Consider the following 22379-nt stretch of genomic DNA (forward strand, 5'->3'; position numbering starts at 1 on the left):
ACTCGCGATGAACCCACATGGACTCCCTCATCCCGGTGTTCCCGTGCCGCCACCGGGTGACGTGAGCCACTCGACCACCCAGAAAAAGCCCCAGCCAAGAACAAACAACGCAGAGAGCGCCAGGGCAACGATCACCACCATCGTCGATGCCAAGGCGCGGGGCATCATCGGCGCGTCGACGTCGGGGATGGAGGCCAGCGCACGGATCAGATCCGAGCCGGTGTCGGGATCGAAGACAAACATGCCGGTTTGCCTCCGGGCGCCGATCCTGAAACCGTCCGGTCCCATGGTTCGGACGAGGTCCACCGATCGCCATAACGCCACCGTCTCCCCATCCGAACCGACGATGGCTAGCCCTTTCCGGGACAGCTCCGCCTTCGCCGGCCGATGGCGGCCGTCGCCCTCCAGGTACAATCCCTCGACCGCCGCCCAAGCCGTCGTCGTCATGTCACAGCCCCCCCGCGAGTGCCCGAATATGACGGAGCCGCGCTTGCATTTCCAGACGAACTGCCCCAAACCGATTCAAGATACAAAGTTCATGGAAAAGCCGTAGAGGTTCGTGACCTTGTGCGTTCAGACATCGGGCGTACCGATTTCGGCGCAGCTATCGCGGTCGGTCTCGGCCGGCAGTCACCGTCCATCCGCCTGCACACGAGTTCGTCCTTGTCCAAGACCTTTGCCCCACTCGTCTCGCTTCTGACCGGTGTCGCTTTCCTGCTATGCGGAAACGCGTTGTTGGGGACGATGATCCCGCTTCGCGGGCTTCACGAGCACTTCACGCCGGTCATTATCGGCCTCATGGGGTCGTCCTACAATCTCGGCTTCGTCGTGGGCTGCCTCGCCTGTCCCTATCTCATCCTCAGGGCGGGACACATCCGCGCCTACTCGACGCTGGTCGCACTTGCCGCCGCCACGACGCTGGTTCATCCGATGGTCGTCGATCCCGTTGTCTGGATCGGCGCACGCTCCATCACCGGTTTCTGCCTCGCCGGCCTCTACCTCATTATCGAAAGCTGGCTCAACGACCGCGCCACCAACGACAATCGCGGCCTCATCATGAGCGTCTACATCGTCGTCAACTACCTCACGACAACCGCCGGCCAGCTGATGATCCTGCTGGCGCCCATTCAGCATTTCGAGCTGTTCGCGGCCGCTTCGCTTCTGGTGTCGCTGGCCGTCGTCCCTGTGGCGCTGACCACGTCGGCGCAACCGGCGCCGATCGCCATCGTCCAATTCCGACCGCTCGAACTTCTGAAGATAGCGCCCGTCGGCCTCGCCGGCACCTTCATGATCGGCGTCGCCAATGGCGCCTTCTGGTCGCTCGTCACCGTCTTCGCCATCGGGCGTGGTCTGTCGGCGAACGAAGCGGCCATCTTTTTGTCGCTTGCCGTGATCGGTGGCGCCTTGATGCAGTGGCCCGTAGGCCGTCTGTCCGATGCCCATGACCGACGGCTGGTGCTGGCCGTCGTGATGGTGCTCTCAGCCATCGCCAGCCTGCTGACGTTTCTTCTGCCGCTGGGCGGCACCGGCCTGTTCATCATGGCGTTCCTGCTCGGCACCGTCGTGCTGACAAGCTATTCGGTTGCGTCGGCCCATGCCTACGACCGAGCGGACAAGTCCGCCTATGTCGAGATGGCGACCGGCGTCCTGCTCGCCAACGGCGTCGGCGCCGTGTTCGGTCCGCTGATCGCTTCCTTTGCCATGGAGAGCTGGGGGAACGGATCGCTGTTCGTGTTCATGGCGCTGATCGAAATGCTGCTTGCCGCCTTCATCGCCTTGCGCTCGCGTATCCGTCCCACGCAGCCGGACGATCCGAAGGATACCTACGAGCTCTTCTCCACCGCACCTGTTGGCGGCGCCATTCCACCCGAAGCGCCCGCGCCCGACGATCCCATACTCCAGACACCCGTCGTACCGGCACCAGAACCGGAACCGGAACCGGAGCCGCAGGAGCACGAGGAGGCCGAGTCCCCATAGAGTTTCTCCGGTGAACTCGAGTTCGCCGGAGAACTCTATCTCCTTGTTAAGGCGCAGTTCCGGACGCAAAACCGGTACCCACTTTTGCTGGAACCGCTCTAGATCACCATACGCTGCCACCAGCGCTGAGAGCGCGACCCGACCTTTGGTCGTTGCATCGGATCTCCCGAAAGCCGTGCTCGACTTTTCGATCCGATGCTTGTCGGGCCTTGCCAAAGGCCGGCGCCTGCCCCAAAGCATGCCCATGGCAAGGATCCGTCTCGATCAGCTCATCGTCGCCCGCGGTCTCGCGGACAGTCGCGCTCGTGCTCGCGATGCCATTCTGCGTGGCCACGTGACCGTTGCGGGGCGGGTGGCCGACAAGCCCGGCCTGTCCGTCGACGAAGCGGTCGAGCTGTCGATCACCGATCCTGCCGCCGCTTACGTATCTCGCGCGGCCCTCAAGCTCGTCGCCGGCCTCGACCATTTCGGCTTCGATGTCGTCGGTCGCGATTGTCTCGATATCGGTGCCTCTACTGGCGGTTTCACGGAAGTGCTGCTTCAGCGAGGCGCATCCCGCGTCGTGGCGCTCGATGTCGGCCACGGCCAGTTGCATCCGCGCATCGCCGCCGATCCGCGCGTCGACAATATCGAGGGTCTGAACGCCCGCGACCTCGAGGCCGGCGACCTGCCCTGCCGACCCGAGGTAATCGTCTCCGACGTTTCCTTCATTTCGCTGACCCTGGCGCTACCGCCAGCACTGACGTTGGCCCGTCGCCCTGCCGTCGGCGTCTTCCTCGTCAAGCCGCAGTTCGAGGCGGGCCGGCAGGCGATCGGCAAGGGCGGCCTCGTCGACGAGGCCACCGGACGCGTTGCCGCAGAGCGCGTGCGTGTCTGGCTCGACGGTCGCGACGGCTGGCGAACCCACGATCTCGTCCCATCGCCGATCCTCGGCGGAGACGGCAACCATGAATACCTACTCGGAGCGAGCCTTGACTGAACTCGTGATCGACCGCCTTGGTCACCGGGGCGATGGCATCGCCCCACAAGCGGACGGCAAGCCGCTGTTCGTGCCCTATACCCTGCCGGGAGAGACCGTGGACATCGACGTCCAGGGGGGAGCGGCGCGTCTCAACCGCATCGTCTCGCCCTCGCCCGATCGCATCGAGCCGACCTGCCGGCACTATGGCGTTTGCGGCGGGTGCCTGCTTCAGCATCTCGCGCCTGCGCCCTACGCCGACTTCAAACGGCGGCTTGTGGTCGATGCACTGGGCGATCGCGGCCTGACGGCCGAGGTCGGCGAACCCCGCCTGGTGCCGCCAGGATCGCGTCGCCGCGCCACCTTCTCTGGCATCATGGCCGGCCGCCACCCGCTTGTCGGCTTCAACGAGCGGACCAGCCACCGCCTTGTCAGCCTGGACGAGTGTCCGGTGATCAAGCCCCAGCTCCTCGCCGCATTGCCGGCACTGACGGCGCTCACCGGCCTTGTCACCCCTCGCAAGGGCGGGCTCGATCTCACGGTGACGTTGACGGCGGGCGGCCTTGACGTGTCCGTCGCCGGCATCGCGGCGCGCGACATCGATCGGCTGCGTCTGCCGCTCATCGAGCTGGCCGCGCGCTTCGACCTCGCTCGTCTTTCGGCCGGTGGCGAGGCGATCGTCGGGCGTCGGGCGGCGACGATCGAGATCGACGGCGTTATGGTCACGCTGCCGCCGGGTGGGTTTCTTCAGGCTTCCCAGGAAGCAGAGGCGATCATGGGCGACCTCGTGACGGCCGCCATCCCGGCGAAGGCCAAACGGGTTGCCGACCTCTTCTCCGGCGTCGGCACCTTCTCGCTACGCCTTGCCCGACTGGCCGAGGTGCTGGCGCTCGAGGGCGAGGCCGGCGCGGTCATGGCGCTCGACAGGGCGGCGCGCGGCATGACCGGCCGCCACCGCATCACGGCGGAGAAGCGAGATCTGGCGCGCCGACCGCTGGTCGAAAAGGAACTCGAGAAGATCGACGCCGTGGTCTTCGACCCGCCGCGTGCCGGCGCAGCCGAGCAGAGCCAGTGGCTAGCGCGTTCGAAGGTACCGACCGTCGTGGCGGTCTCCTGCAACCCGGCGACGCTGGCCCGCGATCTCAGAACGCTGGTCGACGGCGGCTACAACATCGAAACCGTGACCCCGATCGACCAGTTCCTGTGGTCGAGCCACGTCGAGGTGGTCGCCGTTCTGAAGCGCTGATCGCGTGTCTGCCCGAGATACGACAAGGCCGGCGCGCACAAGTCGCACCGGCCTTGTCTCGTTCCGGAATGGACGACGTCAGGCGAGCGCCTTCGCCGGATCAAGATAGGCGAAGCCGAGCGCGTCGCTCACCGCCTTGTAGGTGATCTTGCCGGCATGGACGTTGAGGCCACGGGCGAGGTGGATGTCGGCCTTGCAGGCCTCTTTCCAGCCCTTGTTGGCGAGCGCCAGCGCGAAAGGCAGCGTCGCATTGTTGAGGGCGAAGGTCGACGTGCGGGCGACGCCACCGGGCATGTTGGCGACACAGTAATGAACAACACCACTCTCGATATAGGTCGGGTCGGAGTGCGTGGTCGCGCGCGACGTTTCGGACGCGCCACCCTGATCGATGGCGACGTCGACGAAGGCCGAACCCTTCTTCATGGCGGCGATCAGTTCGCGACTGATCAGCTTGGGCGTGCCGGCGCCGGGAACCAGAACGGTGGAAATCACCAGATCGGCGCCAGTGACGAGATCGGCCACGGTGTCCTTGTTGGAATGAGCCGTCTTGATGCGGACGCCGAAGGTGGCGATGGCACGGCGCAGCGCATCGATCGAGTTGTCGACCAGCGTCACGTCGGCGCCCATGCCAAGCGCGACATGGGTGGCATTGGTCCCGGCAACACCAGCGCCAAGGATGACCACGTTGGCCGGCGCCACGCCGGCGACGCCACCGAGCAGGATGCCCATGCCGCCAGCTGCGTTCTCAAGCGCTGCGGCGCCCACCTGCGGCGCCATGCGACCGGCCACTTCCGACATCGGAGCGAGCAGCGGCAGCGAGCCGTTCGGCGCCGTCACCGTTTCGTAGGCGATGCAAGTAGCGCCGGACTTCATCAGATCCTCGGCCTGCTCCGGATCGGGCGCGAGATGGAGATAGGTGAAAAGTGTCTGTCCCTCGCGGAGCTTCTTGCGCTCGACGGCCAGCGGCTCCTTTACCTTGACGATCATGTCGGCCGTGGCGAAGATTTCATCGGGGCCGTCGACCATGGAGGCTCCCGCCTTGACATAGGCGGCGTCGCTGATGCCGATCCCCAGACCGGCATTCTTTTCGATGATGACCTTGTGTCCGGCGGCGACGAGTTCACGCACCGACGAGGGAACGAGGCCAACGCGGTCCTCGTGATCCTTGATTTCTTTCGGCGTACCGACAAGCATTTCGATAGTCCCCTGCTGGTTCTGCCGCCGGGTTTACTCCCAGCTTGGCAAGATGACGCATATTTGGCCAATCTTGGCGCAATTTCTTGCACAGATTCAGCAGACTATGGTCGAAAATCGGCATAAAATTCTAACATTCGCCCCTTGAAACGCAGGATATTCAGCCCATGCGCCTCGACGTGACGGATCGTGCGATCCTGACCGCCTTGCAAGACAATGCCCGACCGACCAACGCCGAGCTCGCGGATCGGGTCCATCTCTCAGCCTCGGCCTGTTTGAGGCGCACGCGCCTCCTTGAGGAAAGCGGCCTGATCGCCCGCTTCGTCGCCATTCTCGATCCCCGAATAGCCGGCGTGCCCGGCACCGCCTACGTTTCCGTGACGCTCGATAGCCAGGGGCGCCAATCGCTCGACAAGTTCGAGGCCGCCGTGCGCGTGATACCCGAGATCACCGAGTGCTACCTTCTGGCCGGCCAGCACGACTATCTCCTGCGCGTCGTCTATCGCGACGCCGCCGACCTCGAGCGCATCCACAGCGAGATCCTGACGCCGTTGCCCGGCGTCGTACGCGTCCAGTCGCAGTTGACGCTCCGGACGGTCAAGCGCTCCACCAAGCTGCCGATCTGAAACGCTCCGCTTCAAAAAACGAAAGGCCCGGAGCAGAACACCGACCGTTCGGGTCGACGCTGTTCCGGGCCTGATAAAGTTGAGCGAGGTCGTCTTACGCGGCCGTGACCTTCGCAAGGAAACCAGCCACCAGATCTTCCAGCGCCTTGGTCTCGCGCTCGACATCGGCGGCACTGTCCTTCACCGACTGCGCCGAGCGGGTGGTGGCGCCGGCGGCGCTGGCCACGCGTTCGACGATGCCGAGCACCGAACCGGTGGCAGCGGCGGCGGCATGAACGTTGCCGCTGATCGAGGTGGTGGCTTCGCTCTGCTGGCTCATGGCGTCGGCCATGGCGACGGTATAGCGATTGACGGTCGCCATGGTGTCGGTGATCGCCTGAATGGCTTCGGCCGCCTCTTCCGAGGAGGTCTGGATCGCGGCGATCTGGTGGGCGATTTCCTCGGTTGCCTTGGCGGTCTGGCCGGCAAGGTTCTTCACCTCGGAGGCAACCACGGCAAACCCCTTGCCCGCCTCGCCGGCTCGCGCCGCCTCGATGGTGGCGTTCAGCGCCAGAAGATTGGTCTGGCCGGCGATCGACTGGATCAACGTGACGATCTTGCCGATCTCCTCGGAGGCGACGCGCAAGCCGCCAACCTTGGCGTTGGCGGCATTGGCGCCCTGGGTGGCGCTCTCGACCACATCGCGGGCTGAGTTCACCTGGGTGCCAAGATTGCGGATCGAGGCGTCCAGTTCCTCGGCGGCGGCGGCAACCGAACCAACCGAGCCGGAGGCCGTCGATGAGGCATGCGTGGCCTCGCCGGTACGGATGGTGGTTTCCTCGGCGACCTGCGTCAGGTCGGCGGCGGTGGCCGTCATGTCGGCCATGCGGCGCGTGACGGCCTCGATGGTGTTGTGTACCTCGGCCCGGAACTCGGCAACCACGCGATCGATCTCCTGCTGCCTGACCTCGCGCCGACGCCCTTCTTCGATCTGCTGCTCCTCGAGGCGCAACCGCTCGATGGCAGCGGCGCGGAACACGTCGACCGCGCGGGCGAGATCTCCGATCTCATCCTTGCGCTCACGGCCCGATAGCGAGGCGTCCAGTTCTCCAGCCCCAAGACGGCTGACGTCGGCCGCCAGCGTCGCCAGAGGGCGGGTCAGGCGGCGCGTAAGCTGAACGGCAAGGCCGCCGACCAGCAGGAGCACTGCCGCCGCCACGGAGACCAGGATCAAAGTCAACCGCTTCACCGGCGCGAGAGCGGAACTGCGGTCATGCAGGGACAACACCTGCCACCCCGGACGAACCGGGGCCAGGGCCGCCATTTCCACGACGCCCGGGGTGATCTCGGCATCAAATGCCACTCCTTTCGGCTCTTTGCGCAGCGGATTGGCCGACAGATCGACCACCGTATCGCCATTTGCCGTCTGCCCGAAGGCGAAGCCGGCTCCGCTGCCAACCGAGAGCAGGAAGGAGCGGCCGGTGTCGCCGAGCCCGGTCTTGTCGGTCAGTATCTTCGCGGCCTGGGCCATGTTGACCCGCAACGCCACAATCGCGACGAAGCGACCTTCCATGTTCACCGGCACGACAAAATAGCCGCTGAACCCGACGGTGGTCGCGGGGTCGGGAATGAAGCTGGTGAAGGCGGGCTTGAGCTCTGCCGGCTTGGCGCCCGGCGCCGGAATCATCGCCCTGACCACGTCGGCCAGCCCGGACTTGTCGGCGACGTCGACGATGCGCCGGCCAAACAGCTCGTCCTTGGCATAGGAGTAGTAGGCTCGCCCGCCTTCGTCGAACAGGACGAGGTCGTCGAAACCGGTGTCGCTCAAGGCGGATTCAGCGGCCTTTTGTCCGGCCGCATGGTAGATGAAGTAGCGCTCCGACGTATCCTCGACGGCCGCCATCTGCTCGGGATGCTCTGGGTTCGTATTGCCGTCGACAAACACCTGGCGCAGGCGTGCGCCCGGGTCGTCGTCAAGGAGTTGGTTCCAGGCGCTCTTGAACTCGCGCGCCGATGCCTGGAGGGCGGATGCGGAGGCAACGGCCGCCGCCTGGCTCGTCAGGCTGTCGATCCATGACTGGAGAGCCGCGGCGCGAGCGCCCGCCGCCGTCACGATGGCCTGTCCGGAGAGTTCGGTGACTGTCTTCTCGGCCATCCGTTGCGTCGCAAAGGTCAGGACGGCGGCCAATGCCAGCGAGGACGCCAGCACGACGAAAACTATTCTCCCAGTGAACGATTTCAGCATGGCCGTCCCCGCTAAGTTGGCGTGGGACCGCCCTTTTTTGCAATACCGAGACCGGGAAGCGAACGCCGACGCTCTTCCGGAAACGGCAGACCGGCTCGACTTCCACCGATGCCGGGTCCCCGCCGAAACTGATACTTTCGTATGAGTTTGTGCGCGGTCGCGCGTAAACAAGCCGTAAAGCGAGTATGAAGAATTCGCGATATCTTAAAGATTGCGGCGAGCCCTACGCGAGCGCCCCGGATATCCCGGCGAGCGGCAACTCAAAACGGTGGACAACGTGCCGCCGATGACCAAAGGCATGCGGACCGGTGGTCTGTGTCAAACGAAAACCCTGACGCTCCCAGAAGGCCCGCCCCCTCGCGTTGACGTCGAGAACACCAAGCAGCAATCGTGATGCGCCTCGGGTCTCGGCGATCCTCTTGACCTCGCCGAAAATCGCGTGCCCCAGCCCACCGCCGCGCGCAGCGGACACGAGAAGAAGCAAGCCGATGTAGGCGTCGCGCGGCTCAGGATAGCCGAATGCCAGATCGCCGATGGCTACGAGTTCACCGCCCATTCCCCGCACGCCGAACTTCAGCGGTGGTTCGTCGCCCGTTGGCGGTCGGTCCTCGAAAAAGGCGCGCGCCGCCGCCTCTGGCGTCAGGCCGGTTTCAAGGGCGAGATAGTCCATGGCGTGGCGATAGACGGCTTCCACCGCATCGAGATCGCCGGACGGGTCGAGTGCCACAAGACCGATTGAGCGACTGTCTTGTCGGTCAAGCTTTTAGTTCGTGCCATGGTTGATTGTCCCGGATGAGGGCGTTGAGGATGGTGACGAGCTTTCTGGCCAATCACGGGCTTGGTGTCCCTAAGGGGGGGCGGTCTCCCGTCCGCCACCGCAACCGGAATGATACCAGATCGTGGTGGGGCTAAGTTACAAGGGTAGAGCCATGACCGTGCATCAGCGCAACGGGAAGACGACCGCCCCGTCACGACCGGTCTGGGCACGGTGGCGCAGCTTGTGGTCGGCCAGAACCAGGGCCATCATCGCTTCTCCCACGGGAACCGCACGAATGCCGACGCAGGGATCGTGCCGTCCTCGGGTCATCACGTCGACGTCCTCGCCGGCCGCCGACACCGAGCGGCGATCGGTCAGGATCGACGAAGTTGGCTTTACGGCAAACCGCGCGACCACCGGCTGGCCGGTGGAAATACCGCCGAGGACGCCGCCCGCGTGGTTCGCCGCATGCAGGATGGCGCCATCGTTACCCATGCGCATTTCGTCGGCGTTCTCTTCGCCGGTGAGTTCGGCGGCAGCGAATCCTTCGCCGATCTCGACGCCCTTCACCGCGTTGATCGACATCAGCGCGGAAGCGAGATCCTGGTCGAGCTTGCCATAGATCGGCGCCCCCCACCCAGCCGGTACACCCTCGGCCACCAGTTCCACCACCGCGCCGACCGACGACCCGGCCTTGCGCACGCGGTCGAGGTAGGCCTCAAAACGTGGAACGGCCTCGCGGTCCGGGCAGAAGAAGGGGTTGTCGTCGACCGCACTCCAGTCCCAGTTGGCGCGGTCGATCTTCTCCTTGCCGATCTGAACGAGCGCGCCACGGATGGTAACGCCGTCGATCACCTTGCGGGCAACGGCGCCTGCGGCGACGCGCGCCGCCGTCTCGCGAGCCGAAGAGCGACCGCCGCCGCGATAATCGCGGACGCCATATTTGAGGTCATAGGCGACGTCGGCATGGCCCGGCCGGTACTTGTCGCGAATGTCGCCGTAATCCTTGGAGCGCTGGTCGGTGTTGCGGATGAGGAGCGAGATGGGCGTCCCCGTGGTAACCGGGCCGCCAGTGCGGTCGTCCTCGAACACGCCCGAGAGAATCTCGACGAGATCGTCTTCCCGCCGTTGCGTCACGAAGCGCGATTGGCCGGGCTTGCGCCGATCGAGAAAGGCCTGGATGAACTCCGCCGTCAGCGGGAGCCCAGGAGGGCAGCCATCGACGACGACGCCCAGTGCCGGGCCGTGGCTCTCGCCCCAGGTGGTGATGCGGAAGAGATGTCCGAAGCTGTTGTGCGACATCGGTTTGCCCGAAACTTGAGGAGCGGCGGTAGCCGCAGTTGTCTGGGATTTCTCTTATGGGGCGCGGAAGCCGACGTCAAATGGCGGCCGCGGCGCCAATCTGCCGTATCATGGCTGGATCCCTGATTCGCCAGCCAGAACAGCTCCCATGCCTCGCCGCGCCTCCCCTGCTCCCGATCTCCTTGCCGGCCTCATCGTCGAGGCTTGCGATCGTCGCATGGAGGAGGATTTCGCGCGTCGCTGGGGCGGCCCCGTAGCAGGCGTCGACGAAGTCGGCCGCGGTCCGCTCGCAGGCCCCGTGGTGACAGCGGCGGTGATTCTCACGGATGCGCCACTACCTGACGGGCTCACCGATTCCAAGCAGCTCAAGCCGCGCGCAAGGGAACAGATGGCCGAGGTCATCTGTCGCGATCATATCGTCGCCATCGCCACGGCATCGGCCGCCCGCATCGATGCCATGAACATCCTCGCCGCCAACCTCTGGGCCATGAACCGTGCGGTGCGATCGCTGGCCGTGAGGCCTGTGGGCATTCTGGTCGACGGCCGGGACATCCCTGCCGCCCTGATCGACGCCGGTTATCGGGGGGCGGCCATCGTGAAGGGGGACGCCCGTGTCGCGGCCATCGCCGCCGCGTCCGTCGTCGCCAAGGTGACACGTGATCGAATGATGGCGCTTCACGCCACCGAGTTCCCCGGCTACGGGTTTGAGACCAATGTCGGCTACGGCTCGGCGAAGCACCTGAAGGCCCTCTTTGAACTGGGGCCAACGCCGATCCACCGCCGGAGCTTTCGGCCCGTATGCGAATGCATTGCGGCGCGCTCGGGCGAACGGAAACCATGAAAAAAGGGGCCGCGAGAGGCCCCTTGTTCCCTACCGGTCCGAAATAAAGACGTTCAACCGAACCGCGCCTTTACCTCTTCCACGCCGCTCGAGATGAGATCCGAAGCGACTTTGCCCTGCACCTTCTCGGCAAGCAGGTGCTTCGAAGCGGCCATCGCCATGTCGATGGCAACGGACCGAACCTCGGCAACCGCCGCCGCCTCCGCGTGGGCGATCTTGGCCTCGACGGTGCGCGTGCGCTGCTCGATCAGCTCCTTGAGCGCCACTTCGGCATCGGCCGTCATACGCTTGGCCTCGGCCTCGGCATGAGCGATGATCTCGGCGGCATCCTGCTCGGCGGCAACGCGCTTCTGCTGGTATTCGGCCAGAAGGGCTTCCGCCTCCCTCCGCAGCTGCTGCGCCGCGTCGAGCTCGGCCGTCACTTCCCCCGCCCTCTTGTCGAGCATGCGGTTGACCATGCCAAACACCCCGTAGTAGCCGAGCACGGCACAGAACAGGATCAGACCGACAAAGGCCCATGTGGTATTGTCGAACATAGGGCCTCTCCTCAGTGTTTGCTGGCGGACACGGCGGCAACCGCCGCGATGGCCTCGTCACGGCTCACCTTGCCGACGAGCGCTTCGACGACAGCCTCGGTCGTCTCGGTGGCGATGGTCGACACATGCTCGAGAGCGATGCGCTTGACGTCCTCGATGTGCTTTTCAGTGTCCGTCAGCTTGGCAGCCAACTGAGCCTCGGCCGCATGGCGCCGCCCGTCAATCTCGTGAGCTACCTTGCTCCGAGTCTCATGAGCGATGGCATTGGCCTTGTTCCGAGCAGCGGCGAGCGACGCTTCATAGGAGGCAATGGCAGCGTCCGTATCCGCCTTGGCCTTTTCGGCCTCGACGAGATCGCCTGCAATCTTGGCGGCGCGCGCCTCGAGAATGCCGGCAATCTGCGGAATGACCTTCTTGGCCATCAGGACGTAGAGCGCAATGAAGACGATGGCCAGCCAGAACAGCTGTGAGGGGAAGGTCGAGGGATCGAACGGCGGGAACGCGCCGCCATGTCCGCCGCCCTCGTGGGCCACCGTCGTGCCGACGGCGTCCACCGGCGCGTGGCCGTCCTCCGCCGGAACGATCGCCGGCTCTTGTGCGTTGGCTTGGCTGATGAACCAGCTCATCGACGCTCAGGCTCCATGATGATAACGGCCAAGCGGCGCCCCAAGGTCCAAACCACCTTGCGAGGCGCCGTCTCGTCACGGCCGGCCGGAAACCGGCCAGCGGCTTGCTGCGGGCTCGTTGCGAGCCCGCTTCGACTGTCTCGCGATCAGACGGCGAAGAGCAGCAGCAGGGCGATCAGCAGCGAGAAGATGCCGAGCGCTTCGGTCACGGCGAAGCCGAGAATCAGGCGACCGAACTGGCCGTCGGCGGCCGAAGGATTGCGGACGGCACTCGACAGGTAGTTGCCGAAGATGCTGCCGAGGCCGATGGCGGAACCGGCAATGCCGATGGTCGAAAGGCCAGCGCCGATGTACTTGGCGGCTTCAGCTTCCATTGTAACGCTCCTTGAGAAACAGAGATTTGGATGGTCTTGATGGGTGAACTTCGTCGATCCGTCCTCAGTGCCCCGGATGCAGGGCGTCGTTGAGGTACATGCAGGTGAGGATCGTGAAGACGTAGGCCTGGAGGAAAGCAACCAGGAATTCGAGGGCGGTCAGCGCCACCACCATGATCAGCGGCAACAGCGCTCCGAGGAAGCCGAAGGCGCCAAGCCCGGTCAGCGTCACCACGAAGCCCGCGAACACCTTGAGGGTGATGTGACCGGCCAGCATGTTCGCAAACAGACGGACGGAGAGGCTGAGCGGCCGCGACAGGAAGGAGATGATCTCGATCATCGTCACCAGAGGCACGATCGCCGCCGGCACCCCCGAGGGAACGAACAGCTTCAGAAAGTGAGTGCCGTTCTTGTAGAAGCCGTAGATGGTCACCGTGAAGATGACGAGCAGCGCCAGGGCAGCCGTGACGATGATGTGCGAGGTAACCGTGAAGAAATAGGGCACCATGCCAAATAGATTGGCGGTCAAGACGAACATGAACAGCGAGAACACAAGCGGCATGAAGCGCATACCGCTCTCGCCAGCCGTCGTCCTCAGAGTATTGGCCACGAACTCGTAGGAGAGTTCGGCCACTGTCTGAGCCCGCCCGGGGACCACGGCGCGAGACGAACTACCCCACAGCAGCACCAGCGCGATGGCGGCGAGCACCAGGACCATGAACAGCGAGGAGTTGGTGAAGGAGACATCGTAGCCGTCGATGTTGATGTCCACCAGCTTATGGATGCCGAACTGATGGATGGGATCGGTTCTTACGTCAGCCACCTTGAGGAGCTCCCTCGCTCGATCTCGCCCGCACTACGGCTCCGGGCCAGCCCGCCCTGCCGTTCAAACTCAGTCTTCGCCGTCAGGCGCCCGACGCGGGGACTTGCCCGCCTTGGCGGCAAAAGGATCTTTTGCCACACCCGTCGCACGCATCACGTTCAACGTCCCTGCCGCAAAGCCCAGCAACAGAAACACGATCATGCCCCACGGGCCAGTCCCGAAGAGGCGATCGATCGTATAGCCGATCACGAATCCAACGATCACCCCGGCCACGAACTCCGAGCCGACCTTCATCGCCTGACCGATACCGGTCAGCCCGGACGACTGCGACGCACCACCTTCGGGCTGCCGCTGATCCCGCCGAGCATCCGCCAGCTTCTCTCCCAGCGCCTTGAGGCGGGGATCGCTTCCGGCGTCGTCCGGCCGTTCGTCATCCTGACCCATCGGCGGCATCCTCAAGAACGCAGTCGCCAAGGCCCTGCAAGATCGGGGTAATCCCTGATTTGGCCGGCACCATAGTGTTCACACGGATGCCTGTCAAGATTGGCGACGGCCTATACATTTCATTGATTTATATGCCATTTCCGCCATCGGAACCACCGCCATTCCCAGACTACGACCTTAGTCGAGGCGGGCGTAATCGATTAAGCTGCCATCGCCTCGCAACACGCCCTGTAAAGCCGCCACAGCTCAACTCGCCTCACGGAAGGATTCGGCCGTTTCGAGGTCGACGGAAACCAGTTGCGACACGCCTCGCTCGGCCATGGTGACGCCGAACAGGCGACTCATCCGGGCCATTGTGATCGGGTTATGAGTAATGACAACGAAGCGAGTCTCTGTCGAACGGGACATCTCTTCGAGAAGGTCGCAGTAGCGTTCGACATTCGCATCGTCGAGCGGTGCGTCCACCTCGTCGAGCACGCAGATCGGCGCGGGATTGGTGAGGAAGACCGCGAAGATCAGCGCCATGGCCGTCAGCGCCTGTTCGCCACCGGAAAGAAGCGTCATGGTCTGCGGCTTCTTGCCCGGCGGACGGGCAAGGATCTCCAGGCCGGCTTCCAGCGGGTCCTCGGCGTCGACAAGCTGCAACTCGGCCGTGCCACCGCCGAACAGATGCACGAAAAGTCGCTGGAAGTGGGAGTTGACGATACCGAAGGCGTTGAGCAACCGCTCGCGGGCCTCGCGGTTCAGATTCTGGATGCCCAGGCGCAGCCGGCGGATCGCCTCGATCAGATCTTCGCGCTCGTTGACCAGGGTATCCAGCCGTTCTTCCAACTCGGCCTGTTCCGCCTCCGCCTGGAGATTGACGCCACCGAGCTTGTCACGCTCGACCTTCAACCGCTCGAGCCGGGTCTCGACACCGGCCAGATCCGGCAACGGCGCGGCGTCGTCGATTTCGGCGAGCTGACGCAAGGCATAAAGGGGCGCGTCGAAGCGATCGCGCATCTCGGTGGCATATTCCTCAAGCCGCTGCTTGGCGGCGGCGAGCCGTTCCTCGGCCCGCACTCGCCCCTCTCGAATGGTCGATAGGCGAGCGAGCGCCTCGGCGGCCGCGCGATCGGCCTCGCCGGCCTGCATCTCGCCCTCGCGAAGACGATCCGCTGCCTCGGTACTGGCGGCCTCCGCAGTCGCAACCGCCCTCATCAGGCCGCGCCGGGCTTCGACAATCTCGTCGGGTCGATCGATCAGTTCGGCCCGTTCGTCCTCCACCTGGGCGAGCCGGTCGTCCAGTTCATCCAGGTGAGCCGCGGCATGACGGACTCGATCGCCCCAGCCGGCCCGCTCGCGTTCGATCGCCTCCATGCGCCGCTTACGGAGTTCACCCTCGCGGCGGATCATGTCAACGGCGGCGCGCGCCTCCGAGAACCGGGCGCGCGTATCGGCCGCCTCACCCCGGAGGGCATGAACCCGGGCCGATAGCTCCGAGGCGTCGGCGAGCTCGGCATACCTCTCCTCGGCCTCGGTCTTGCGGGCAGCTTGATCCTCCGCGTCGGTGGCGAGGCGTTCGCGCTGGCCGGCGGCGGCTGCACGGCGGGCAACGGTTTCGGCCAGTGCCCGCTCGGCGACCAGCAGTCGGTCACGCGCGGTGGCGGCGGAGCGCTCGGCGACCTTGACCGCCTCGCGGGCGGCGCGCTCCTCGGCCTCCGCGTCACGAAGGCGCGCTTCGGCGTCATCGAGAACCTGACGCCTGGTTGCGCAAAGCTCGCCCGCCGTTTCGCGAAGAGCGTCGATTTCGGCAAGCCGGTTGCGGGCGGCTAGCCTGCTGGCTGCGACTGTCGGCGCGTCCGCGGCGGCGGCGTAGCCATCCCAGCGCCAGATCGCCCCTTCAAGGGTCACAAGCATCTGGCCAGCGGCGAGCAGGGGCTGCAGTCGAGCGGCGTCCTCGCCCGCAACGACGCCGATCTGCCGCAGGCGGCGGCCAATGAGAGCCGGGCCTTCCACAAACTTGGCGAGCGACGGGACCCCGTCGGGCAACGGCCGGTCGCCGGCGTCGTCACCGGGCATTGTCCAGTAGGCCGGCGCGCGGTCGTCGATCGGCGCTTCGATATCCTCGCCAAGCGCGGCCGCCAGCGCCGTCTCGAAGCCTTTCTGCGGGACGAGCCGATCGACCAGCGGCGGGAACAACTGGCCGTGCTCGATGTCCAGCATCTTGGCCAGAGTGCGCGCCTCGGTATCGAGCTTCTGGAGCTCGCGCTCCGCCTCGGCCAGCGGCCCCGTTGCGGCAAGACGCTCTTCCTCGGCAGCGCCGCGGCCGGCCTCGGCATCGGCCAACGTCGCCTCGGCCTCGAACACCATGGCGGCGGACAGCTCGATCTCCTCCCGGGCCTCGGCGATGGCGTCGTCCGCGCCGAGCCGCTCGTCGAGTTCGGCCAGTTCCGAATCGATCCCTTCGAGGTCGCGCAACAGGCGGTCGAGCCGGAGCCCGGCTTCGCGGATTTCGCGCTCAAGCGCCCCCTTCAGCGCGGCTGCCTCGGCCTCGGCGGCGGTGGCCGTCGCGAGCTCCGCGTCGATCTCGGATAGACGAGTAGCAATGTCGGAAGCGAATGCTTCGGCCTCCGCCCGGCGCTCCTCCTCGCCTAGCTCCTCGGCGGCCAGCGTCTCCGCCTCGTCGGCAAGGGCAGCCAGACGCTCGTCATTCTCGGCCACCAGCGCCGCTTCGCGCGTACGGTCGCGAGCGATCTCTTCGGCGCGGCGAGAAAGCTCGGCCAGCCTCTCGCGAGCGCGGCGCTCCTCGGCCTCGGATTCGGCCAGCGCGATCCGCAGCCGCTGCAGAGCGGCAGCCGTTTCGACCGCCCGATCGCGAAGGCCAGGCAAATCGTGGGCGATGATCGCCTGCCGACGAACGGCCTCGGTTTGCGCGGCCTGTGCGTCGGCCACCGCACCGAAGCTGTCGGTCATTTGCGCTTCGGCTTCCTCGACCTGGGTCATCAGGTCGCTGACGCGCAAAAAGGCGACGGTGGCTTCCGCTTTTCGGATATCGGCTGAAAGGTTGCGGTAGCGCGCAGCCTGGCGGGCCTGCCTGCGCAAACCGTCGAGCCGCGCCTCGATCTCCCGCAACACGTCTTCCATGCGCGTGAGATTGGTTTCGGCGCCCTTGAGGCGCAGTTCCGCATCATGGCGGCGGGAATGCAGGCCGGAAATGCCGGCGGCCTCTTCCAGGATGGTGCGCCGCTGCGTCGGCTTGGCGGCGATCAGTTCGCCGATCTGTCCCTGCCGCACCATGGCCGGCGAGCGCGCGCCGGTGGAAGCATCCGCGAAGAGGAGCTGCACGTCGCGGGCCCGCACGTCCTTGCCGTTGATGCGATAGGACGACCCCGCCTGCCGTTCGATGCGGCGGGTGACCTCAAGGAGATCGGCGTCATTGAAGGCGGGCGGCGCGGTGCGCTGATCGTTCCTCAGCACCAGCGTCACTTCGGCGGCATTGCGGGCAGGCCGCTTGCCCGAGCCGGAGAAAATGACGTCGTCCATGCCGGAGGCGCGCATCGCCTTGTAGGAGCTTTCGCCCATTACCCAGCGCATTGCCTCGACGAGATTGGACTTGCCACAACCGTTCGGTCCGACAACGCCGGTCAGGCCGGGTTCGATGACGAACTCGGAGAAGTCCACGAAGGACTTGAAGCCCTGTATCTTCAGCCGCTCGAACTGCATTGGCGATCCGCTTCGGCCCCACTCTATTCATAGAGTGTGACCCTGCCATGGACCACCACATCATGAAGGCCGCGACACACGCCCGGCAAGAGGCGTGAGTCGCGGCCCTGTTGATATCCGGCGGTTATCACCAGCTGAGAATCAGCCTCAGAGAAGCGGATCGATCTTGGCCGACATCTCTTCGACCGACATGAAGCCAACCTCGCGCTGGCCGTTGATGAAGAAGGTCGGCGTTCCCGTGATGCCAAACTCGTCGGCGCCGCGCTTGCGCGTCGCGTTGAGATCGTCGAGCAGCTTCTGGTCCGTCAACGTGGCCTCGAAGGTTGCGGGCGAGTAGCCGAACTGCTTGGAGACATTGCGCAACCCGCTGAGCGGATCCTCGACAAAGGCCCATTCGCGCTGCGTCTTGAAGAGATAGGACACCACCTCGAAATACTTGCCGCCCGGAGCGTTGCGCGCCAGCATGAAGCCGGCGGCGGCCAGCGGGTCCAGTGGGAACTCGCGAAGCACGAAATACATCTTGCCCGTGTCGATGTACTTGGTCTTGATCTCTTCAAAGGTCTTGTTGTGGAAATCGGCGCAATGGCTGCAGGTCATCGACATGTACTCGACGACCTTCACCTTGGCATTGGGATCCCCCAGCGCCATATCGGGTAGCGCACCCGGCTTCATGAGTTCGTTCTCATCCACCGTAGCTGCCGGTTCCTGGGCGAAAGCCAGCCCGGGGAAGGAAGCGAACGCGGCAAAGCCGGCCGCGGCTACAGCTGTGGTCGTGAGGAAGCGGCGGCGAGTCAACATGTCGTTCCCTTTCGGATAACCGGCCCTACAGGGTCCGTCATTGGCGGCAAATTATGGCAAGGCCACGTCAATGGAAAGAGGATGTGTTCTTTCCGCCTCAACGACGGGCGCGGCTGTCGCCACTGATGGCCCTTCCCAACCGCTCGACGGCCGCCTTCAGGCCATCATCGGAAATGCCTGAGGCGAGCGTCCGAACCCGCGCCTCGGCTTCCGGCGAAAGCTTTGCCAGCTTCGGCCGTGGCGGCGGTCCGATCTTCACCGGGGGCAGTTGCAAAGGCTTCAGGCGACCGACGAGGCGGTAGCCGAAAAAGGTGTTGATGCGCTCGATGAGCTGTGGGGCCTCGAGCGACAGGCGCATGGCCGCCGCGCCGGAGCAACGCACGGTCAGCACCGCTGGCTCGTGGTCCTCTTCGTCGATCAGTCCTTTCGGCCTGCGAGGCCAGGAAAGCTGGTCGGGCGCCGTGGTTTCGGCGTAGGCGGGGCCGACGATATCGGGCCAGTGAGCGACGAGATCGAGCGTGGCGAAGCCGCGTTTGCGGCAAGCTGCATTGAGCGGCGCGGCAATGATGTCGGCGAGCGGCCTCACACCCTTGTAGACGAAAGCCGGTTTTCTCAAGCGCGCCATCTGCTATGGAACCTCCAGCATCCCATCGGGACTTATACTCTCAAGCCGCAGGTTATCTCACATGCCGGCGCCATCCGCCACAGCCCTTCTCGACTGGTACGACGTTCACGCCCGCCGACTGCCCTGGCGAGTGCCGCCGGAAGACCGGGCACTTGGCGTCCTGCCGGATCCCTATCGCGTCTGGCTCTCGGAGGTGATGCTCCAGCAGACGACGGTCGCGGCCGTCAAGAGCTATTTCCTGGATTTTCTGGAGCGCTGGCCGACCTTGCAGGCACTTGCCGCCGCTCCGCGCGACGATGTGATGGCCGCATGGGCGGGCCTTGGCTACTACTCTCGCGCCCGCAATCTCAAGGCCTGCGCCGAGACTGTAGCCCGCGACCATGACGGCCGTTTTCCCGATACGGTGGAGGGCCTTGCCGCCCTGCCCGGCATCGGCCCCTACACGGCGGCGGCGATCGCTGCCATCGCTTTCGACGTGCCGGCCACGGTCGTCGACGGCAACGTCGAACGGGTGGTGGCGCGCCTGTTCGAGCTGGAGACGCCGCTGCCGGATGTCAAGCCGGAGATCCGGCGCCTGACGGCGACGATGACCCCCGACCAACGGCCGGGTGATTTCGCCCAGGCCATGATGGATCTTGGAGCCACCATCTGCACACCCAAGCGCCCGGCCTGCGCCTTGTGTCCGTGGTCAGAGCCCTGTCTCGCCCGCCGTCGCGGGGATGCCGAAACCTTGCCAAGACGACGGCCCAAGGCGGAGCGGCCGACCCGCCACGGCGTCGCCTTCGTCGCCCGGCGGCACGATAGAGCGCTCCTTGTCCGCCGCAGAGCCGACAAGGGCCTTCTAGGAGGCATGCTGGAGGTCCCCGGTAGCGAATGGCGGGAGGTGACGACGGTGGATGAGGCCACCGCCCCGTTCCAGGCTGGCTGGAAGAACGCGGGAAAAGTCGAGCACACCTTCACCCATTTTCATCTTGTGCTGACGGTCATGGCCACCGAGGTCGGCGATCGACCGCCGCCCGCCGGCTGTTTCTGGCTCGACGCCGCCGCCGTGGCGGGCGAGGCTCTGCCAACGGTGATGCGCAAGGTCGTCGAAGCGGCGACGGGCGCGCCGATACGACGAGCAGCTCGACGCTCAGGGCCGGCTCCACATGCCAAGCCAGCATCCGGAAGTTGAGTGATTGCTTTCAGCTACGACCATCGTCGCAAGAAAACTAACTTGGCGGTTAACGGCGAAGGTGCGATAATCCCGGGCATTGGGGCGTGACCCGACAGTCATTAGGTCGGCCCTCGTCGGGTTGGGCTAATCCGGCGTGAAGGTCGGGCGACAGAGATTTTCAGGGTAGGCCAACCCCGCATGCCGAATGGCACGGGTTTAAAAAATAGGCGCCAATAAGAAATGGCTCTCCGAACGATCGGGGAGCCTTCTTTTGTAACTGGACGTTTGTTCCGTCAGGCGCCGGCGGACGCCAGTTCGCTACGAACGCGACCGCGCAGCTCATCGATCAGAACCAGTGCACCCTGCTTCTCGACGTGCCAGTAGGTCCAGCCGTTGCACGCCTCGAGCCCCTGCACCGAGGCGCCCACTTTGTGGATCGATCCGGCGATGGCGCCCGTCGCGATCGAGCCGTCGGCCCGAACCGTGGCAACGTGCCGACGGCGAGCGTCGCATAGCCTGTCGCCCGGCCGGATCAGGCCAGCTTCGATCAATGAACCGAAGGGGATGCGCGGTTCGGCCCGCTTCGGCGTGACCACCGCGAGCCCATCGTCCGGGGCGCGTTCGACGGAAGCGATCCGCGCCTTGGCGAAGTTGGCATAGGTGCTGTCGCGCTCGACACCGACGTAATGGCGACCGAGCCGCTTTGCCACGGCCGCCGAGGTACCGGTGCCGAGAAACGGATCGAGGACGACATCGCCGGGCTTCGACGAGGACATCAGCACCCGCCAGAGCAGCGCTTCCGGCTTCTGCGTCGGATGAACCTTGTCGCCGTCCGCCGTCTTCAAGCGCTCGCCGCCCGTGCAGATTGGCAGAAGCCAGTCCGAGCGCATCTGAAGATCGTCGTTGAAGGCTTTCATGGCCTCATAGTTGAACGTGATGCCCTTGGCGTCCCGATCGCGCGACGCCCAGATCAGCGTTTCATGCGCGTTGGTGAAGCGCTTGCCCTTGAAGTTGGGCATCGGGTTGGCCTTGCGCCAAATGATGTCGTTGAGCACCCAGAATCCGAGATCCTGCATGATCGAACCGACGCGGAAGATGTTGTGATAGGAGCCGATCACCCACATCGTGCCGGTCGGCTTCAGCACCCGGCGGCAGGCAAGCAGCCAGGCACGGGTGAAAGCGTCGTAAGCCTCGAAGCTATCGAAACGATCCCAGTCGTCGTTGACGGCATCGACCTTCGACTGATCGGGGCGGGTGAGATCACCCCCGAGCTGCAGGTTGTAGGGCGGGTCGGCAAAAATGAGATCGACCGAGGCCTTGGGCAGACGCTCCAGGGCGGCGACGCAGTCGCCGACGATGACGCTGTCGAGCCAGTCAGGCGCCGACGACGCGGCAGGGGAGTGGAAGAAAACCTCGGACGACGACGCAGCCGCCCGCTGACGCAGTACACTCATGGCTCTCCCACTCCGACGCAAAACAAACAGGAGGGGGTCTTCACGCCCCTGCCGAAGACCAATCTGCTCCGGCAGGGTAAATTAGGAGTTAAGCGAGGCGATTCCTCATTGATTAATTATTTCAATGGTTTGTTAACCATATATTGGGCAGAGCGAACTCGTCGCGCGCGACCGCTCACTCGCGCCAAAGGAAATCGCGCTTACCGACGGACACGCCGAGATGACGCAGGATGTCGTAGGCGGTGGTCATGTGGAAATAGAAGTTTGGCAGAGCGAATCCCTGAAGGTAGTCGAGCGCCGAAAGCTCCATCGTTTCCTGCCGGAGCTTCAGCGTCACGATGGTTTCCTCGCGACCATTGACGGCAGAAGCCGGCACCGATGCAACGAAAGCGAGTGTCTTGTCGATGCGGGCGTAAAGCTCCGCGAAGGTTTGCTCGGTGTCGGGGAAAGAGGGAATGTCCCGACCGGAGAGACGGGCCATCGCCCCCTTGGCGTGATCCGTGGCGATCTGAACCTGACGCTTCAGGTCGAACATGTCAGGAGCCAGTCGGGCGCCGAGCACCGCTTCCTCGGTGAGGCCGCGCGCCGGTCCCTCGGCCTCGCCGATCTTCAGGACATGGACGAGGGACTTGAGCCGCGCAGTGAAGATTGGCGCGGAGATGGCGTGAAGTTCGATGGTCATGGGATTCCTTCCGGCTGGCAGCGCCCCTCCA

The 22379-nt window shown here is 64.9% G+C and carries 21 protein-coding genes; 6 read left to right on the forward strand and 15 right to left on the reverse strand.

Annotation, left to right across the window (positions count from 1 at the left end; translation table 11 throughout):
• Positions 1-27: 27 nt before the first annotated feature.
• Entirely contained in the window at positions 28-447 is a 420-nt protein-coding gene (locus M4J40_RS13630) for a hypothetical protein (protein WP_251754682.1), read from the reverse strand.
• A 216-nt stretch (positions 448-663) separates the two neighbouring features.
• On the opposite strand from M4J40_RS13630, the gene M4J40_RS13635 reads away from it, so the two are divergent.
• The 3 genes from M4J40_RS13635 to M4J40_RS13645 all read left to right on the forward strand — a co-directional run bounded on the left by M4J40_RS13635 (position 664) and on the right by M4J40_RS13645 (position 4181).
• Complete coding sequence (locus M4J40_RS13635) at positions 664-1977, forward strand: MFS transporter (RefSeq protein ID WP_251754683.1); 1314 nt, start codon at positions 664-666, stop codon at positions 1975-1977.
• Between the two features lie 244 nt (positions 1978-2221).
• The gene (locus M4J40_RS13640; RefSeq protein WP_251754684.1) at positions 2222-2956 is read left to right on the forward strand and encodes a TlyA family RNA methyltransferase; all 735 of its coding nucleotides are present in this window, start codon (positions 2222-2224) and stop codon (positions 2954-2956) included.
• Positions 2949-4181 carry a class I SAM-dependent RNA methyltransferase gene (locus tag M4J40_RS13645; protein ID WP_251754685.1) on the forward strand — a complete coding sequence of 411 codons (1233 nt, stop codon included), beginning with the start codon at positions 2949-2951 and terminating at the stop codon, positions 4179-4181. Before M4J40_RS13640 ends, M4J40_RS13645 begins: the two co-directional genes overlap by 8 nt.
• 78 nt (positions 4182-4259) lie before the next feature.
• On the opposite strand, the gene ald is transcribed toward M4J40_RS13645, so the two are convergent.
• Positions 4260-5375 (reverse strand): alanine dehydrogenase, encoded by a 1116-nt coding sequence (gene ald, locus M4J40_RS13650; RefSeq protein ID WP_251754686.1) that lies wholly within the window; start codon positions 5373-5375, stop codon positions 4260-4262.
• A 167-nt stretch (positions 5376-5542) separates the two neighbouring features.
• Between ald and M4J40_RS13655 the strand changes: the two genes are divergently transcribed.
• On the forward strand, positions 5543-6001 hold the full coding sequence (locus M4J40_RS13655) for an Lrp/AsnC family transcriptional regulator (protein ID WP_251754687.1): 459 nt from the start codon (positions 5543-5545) through the stop codon (positions 5999-6001).
• A 94-nt stretch (positions 6002-6095) separates the two neighbouring features.
• On the opposite strand, the gene M4J40_RS13660 is transcribed toward M4J40_RS13655, so the two are convergent.
• The 3 genes from M4J40_RS13660 to aroC form a co-directional block, all read right to left on the reverse strand.
• Positions 6096-8225 carry a methyl-accepting chemotaxis protein gene (locus tag M4J40_RS13660; protein ID WP_251754688.1) on the reverse strand — a complete coding sequence of 710 codons (2130 nt, stop codon included), beginning with the start codon at positions 8223-8225 and terminating at the stop codon, positions 6096-6098.
• Between the two features lie 223 nt (positions 8226-8448).
• Positions 8449-8952, reverse strand: a complete 504-nt coding sequence (locus tag M4J40_RS13665; protein WP_251754689.1) for a GNAT family N-acetyltransferase — start codon at positions 8950-8952, stop codon at positions 8449-8451.
• A gap of 213 nt (positions 8953-9165) precedes the next feature.
• Entirely contained in the window at positions 9166-10284 is a 1119-nt protein-coding gene (gene aroC, locus M4J40_RS13670) for a chorismate synthase (protein ID WP_251754690.1), read from the reverse strand.
• Between the two features lie 148 nt (positions 10285-10432).
• Between aroC and M4J40_RS13675 the strand changes: the two genes are divergently transcribed.
• The gene (locus tag M4J40_RS13675) at positions 10433-11125 is read left to right on the forward strand and encodes a ribonuclease HII (RefSeq protein WP_251754691.1); all 693 of its coding nucleotides are present in this window, start codon (positions 10433-10435) and stop codon (positions 11123-11125) included.
• Positions 11126-11178: 53 nt separating this feature from the next.
• Here M4J40_RS13675 and M4J40_RS13680 read toward each other — a convergent pair whose 3' ends face one another.
• The 8 genes from M4J40_RS13680 to M4J40_RS13715 form a co-directional block, all read right to left on the reverse strand.
• Entirely contained in the window at positions 11179-11661 is a 483-nt protein-coding gene (locus M4J40_RS13680; RefSeq protein ID WP_251754692.1) for an ATP F0F1 synthase subunit B, read from the reverse strand.
• An 11-nt stretch (positions 11662-11672) separates the two neighbouring features.
• Complete coding sequence (locus M4J40_RS13685) at positions 11673-12287, reverse strand: ATP F0F1 synthase subunit B (RefSeq protein WP_251754693.1); 615 nt, start codon at positions 12285-12287, stop codon at positions 11673-11675.
• Positions 12288-12433: 146 nt separating this feature from the next.
• Positions 12434-12661, reverse strand: a complete 228-nt coding sequence (locus M4J40_RS13690) for a F0F1 ATP synthase subunit C (protein ID WP_100081062.1) — start codon at positions 12659-12661, stop codon at positions 12434-12436.
• Between the two features lie 64 nt (positions 12662-12725).
• Entirely contained in the window at positions 12726-13484 is a 759-nt protein-coding gene (locus tag M4J40_RS13695) for a F0F1 ATP synthase subunit A (protein WP_251754694.1), read from the reverse strand.
• Between the two features lie 69 nt (positions 13485-13553).
• Entirely contained in the window at positions 13554-13928 is a 375-nt protein-coding gene (locus M4J40_RS13700) for an AtpZ/AtpI family protein (protein ID WP_251754695.1), read from the reverse strand.
• Between the two features lie 246 nt (positions 13929-14174).
• Positions 14175-17633, reverse strand: a complete 3459-nt coding sequence (locus M4J40_RS13705; protein ID WP_251754696.1) for a chromosome segregation SMC family protein — start codon at positions 17631-17633, stop codon at positions 14175-14177.
• Between the two features lie 147 nt (positions 17634-17780).
• Positions 17781-18431 carry a DsbA family protein gene (locus M4J40_RS13710; protein ID WP_251754697.1) on the reverse strand — a complete coding sequence of 217 codons (651 nt, stop codon included), beginning with the start codon at positions 18429-18431 and terminating at the stop codon, positions 17781-17783.
• Positions 18432-18528: 97 nt separating this feature from the next.
• Positions 18529-19056: a DUF721 domain-containing protein gene (locus tag M4J40_RS13715; RefSeq protein ID WP_251754698.1), complete on the reverse strand. Its 528-nt coding sequence runs from the start codon at positions 19054-19056 to the stop codon at positions 18529-18531.
• 61 nt (positions 19057-19117) lie between these two features.
• Here M4J40_RS13715 and mutY point away from each other — a divergent pair, with 61 nt between their 5' ends.
• Positions 19118-20230: an A/G-specific adenine glycosylase gene (gene mutY, locus M4J40_RS13720; RefSeq protein ID WP_251754699.1), complete on the forward strand. Its 1113-nt coding sequence runs from the start codon at positions 19118-19120 to the stop codon at positions 20228-20230.
• Positions 20231-20505: 275 nt separating this feature from the next.
• Here the strand turns inward: mutY and M4J40_RS13725 are convergent, their stop codons facing one another.
• Both M4J40_RS13725 and M4J40_RS13730 read right to left on the reverse strand, forming a co-directional pair.
• On the reverse strand, positions 20506-21666 hold the full coding sequence (locus M4J40_RS13725) for a site-specific DNA-methyltransferase (RefSeq protein ID WP_251754700.1): 1161 nt from the start codon (positions 21664-21666) through the stop codon (positions 20506-20508).
• A 175-nt stretch (positions 21667-21841) separates the two neighbouring features.
• A complete protein-coding gene (locus tag M4J40_RS13730; RefSeq protein ID WP_251754701.1) occupies positions 21842-22348 on the reverse strand; it encodes a DUF1993 family protein in 507 nt (168 codons plus the stop codon).
• Positions 22349-22379 lie beyond the last annotated feature (31 nt).

Origin of the sequence: Pleomorphomonas sp. JP5, from assembly GCF_023721815.1 — a bacterium.
In the GTDB taxonomy this organism is placed as follows: domain Bacteria; phylum Pseudomonadota; class Alphaproteobacteria; order Rhizobiales; family Pleomorphomonadaceae; genus Pleomorphomonas.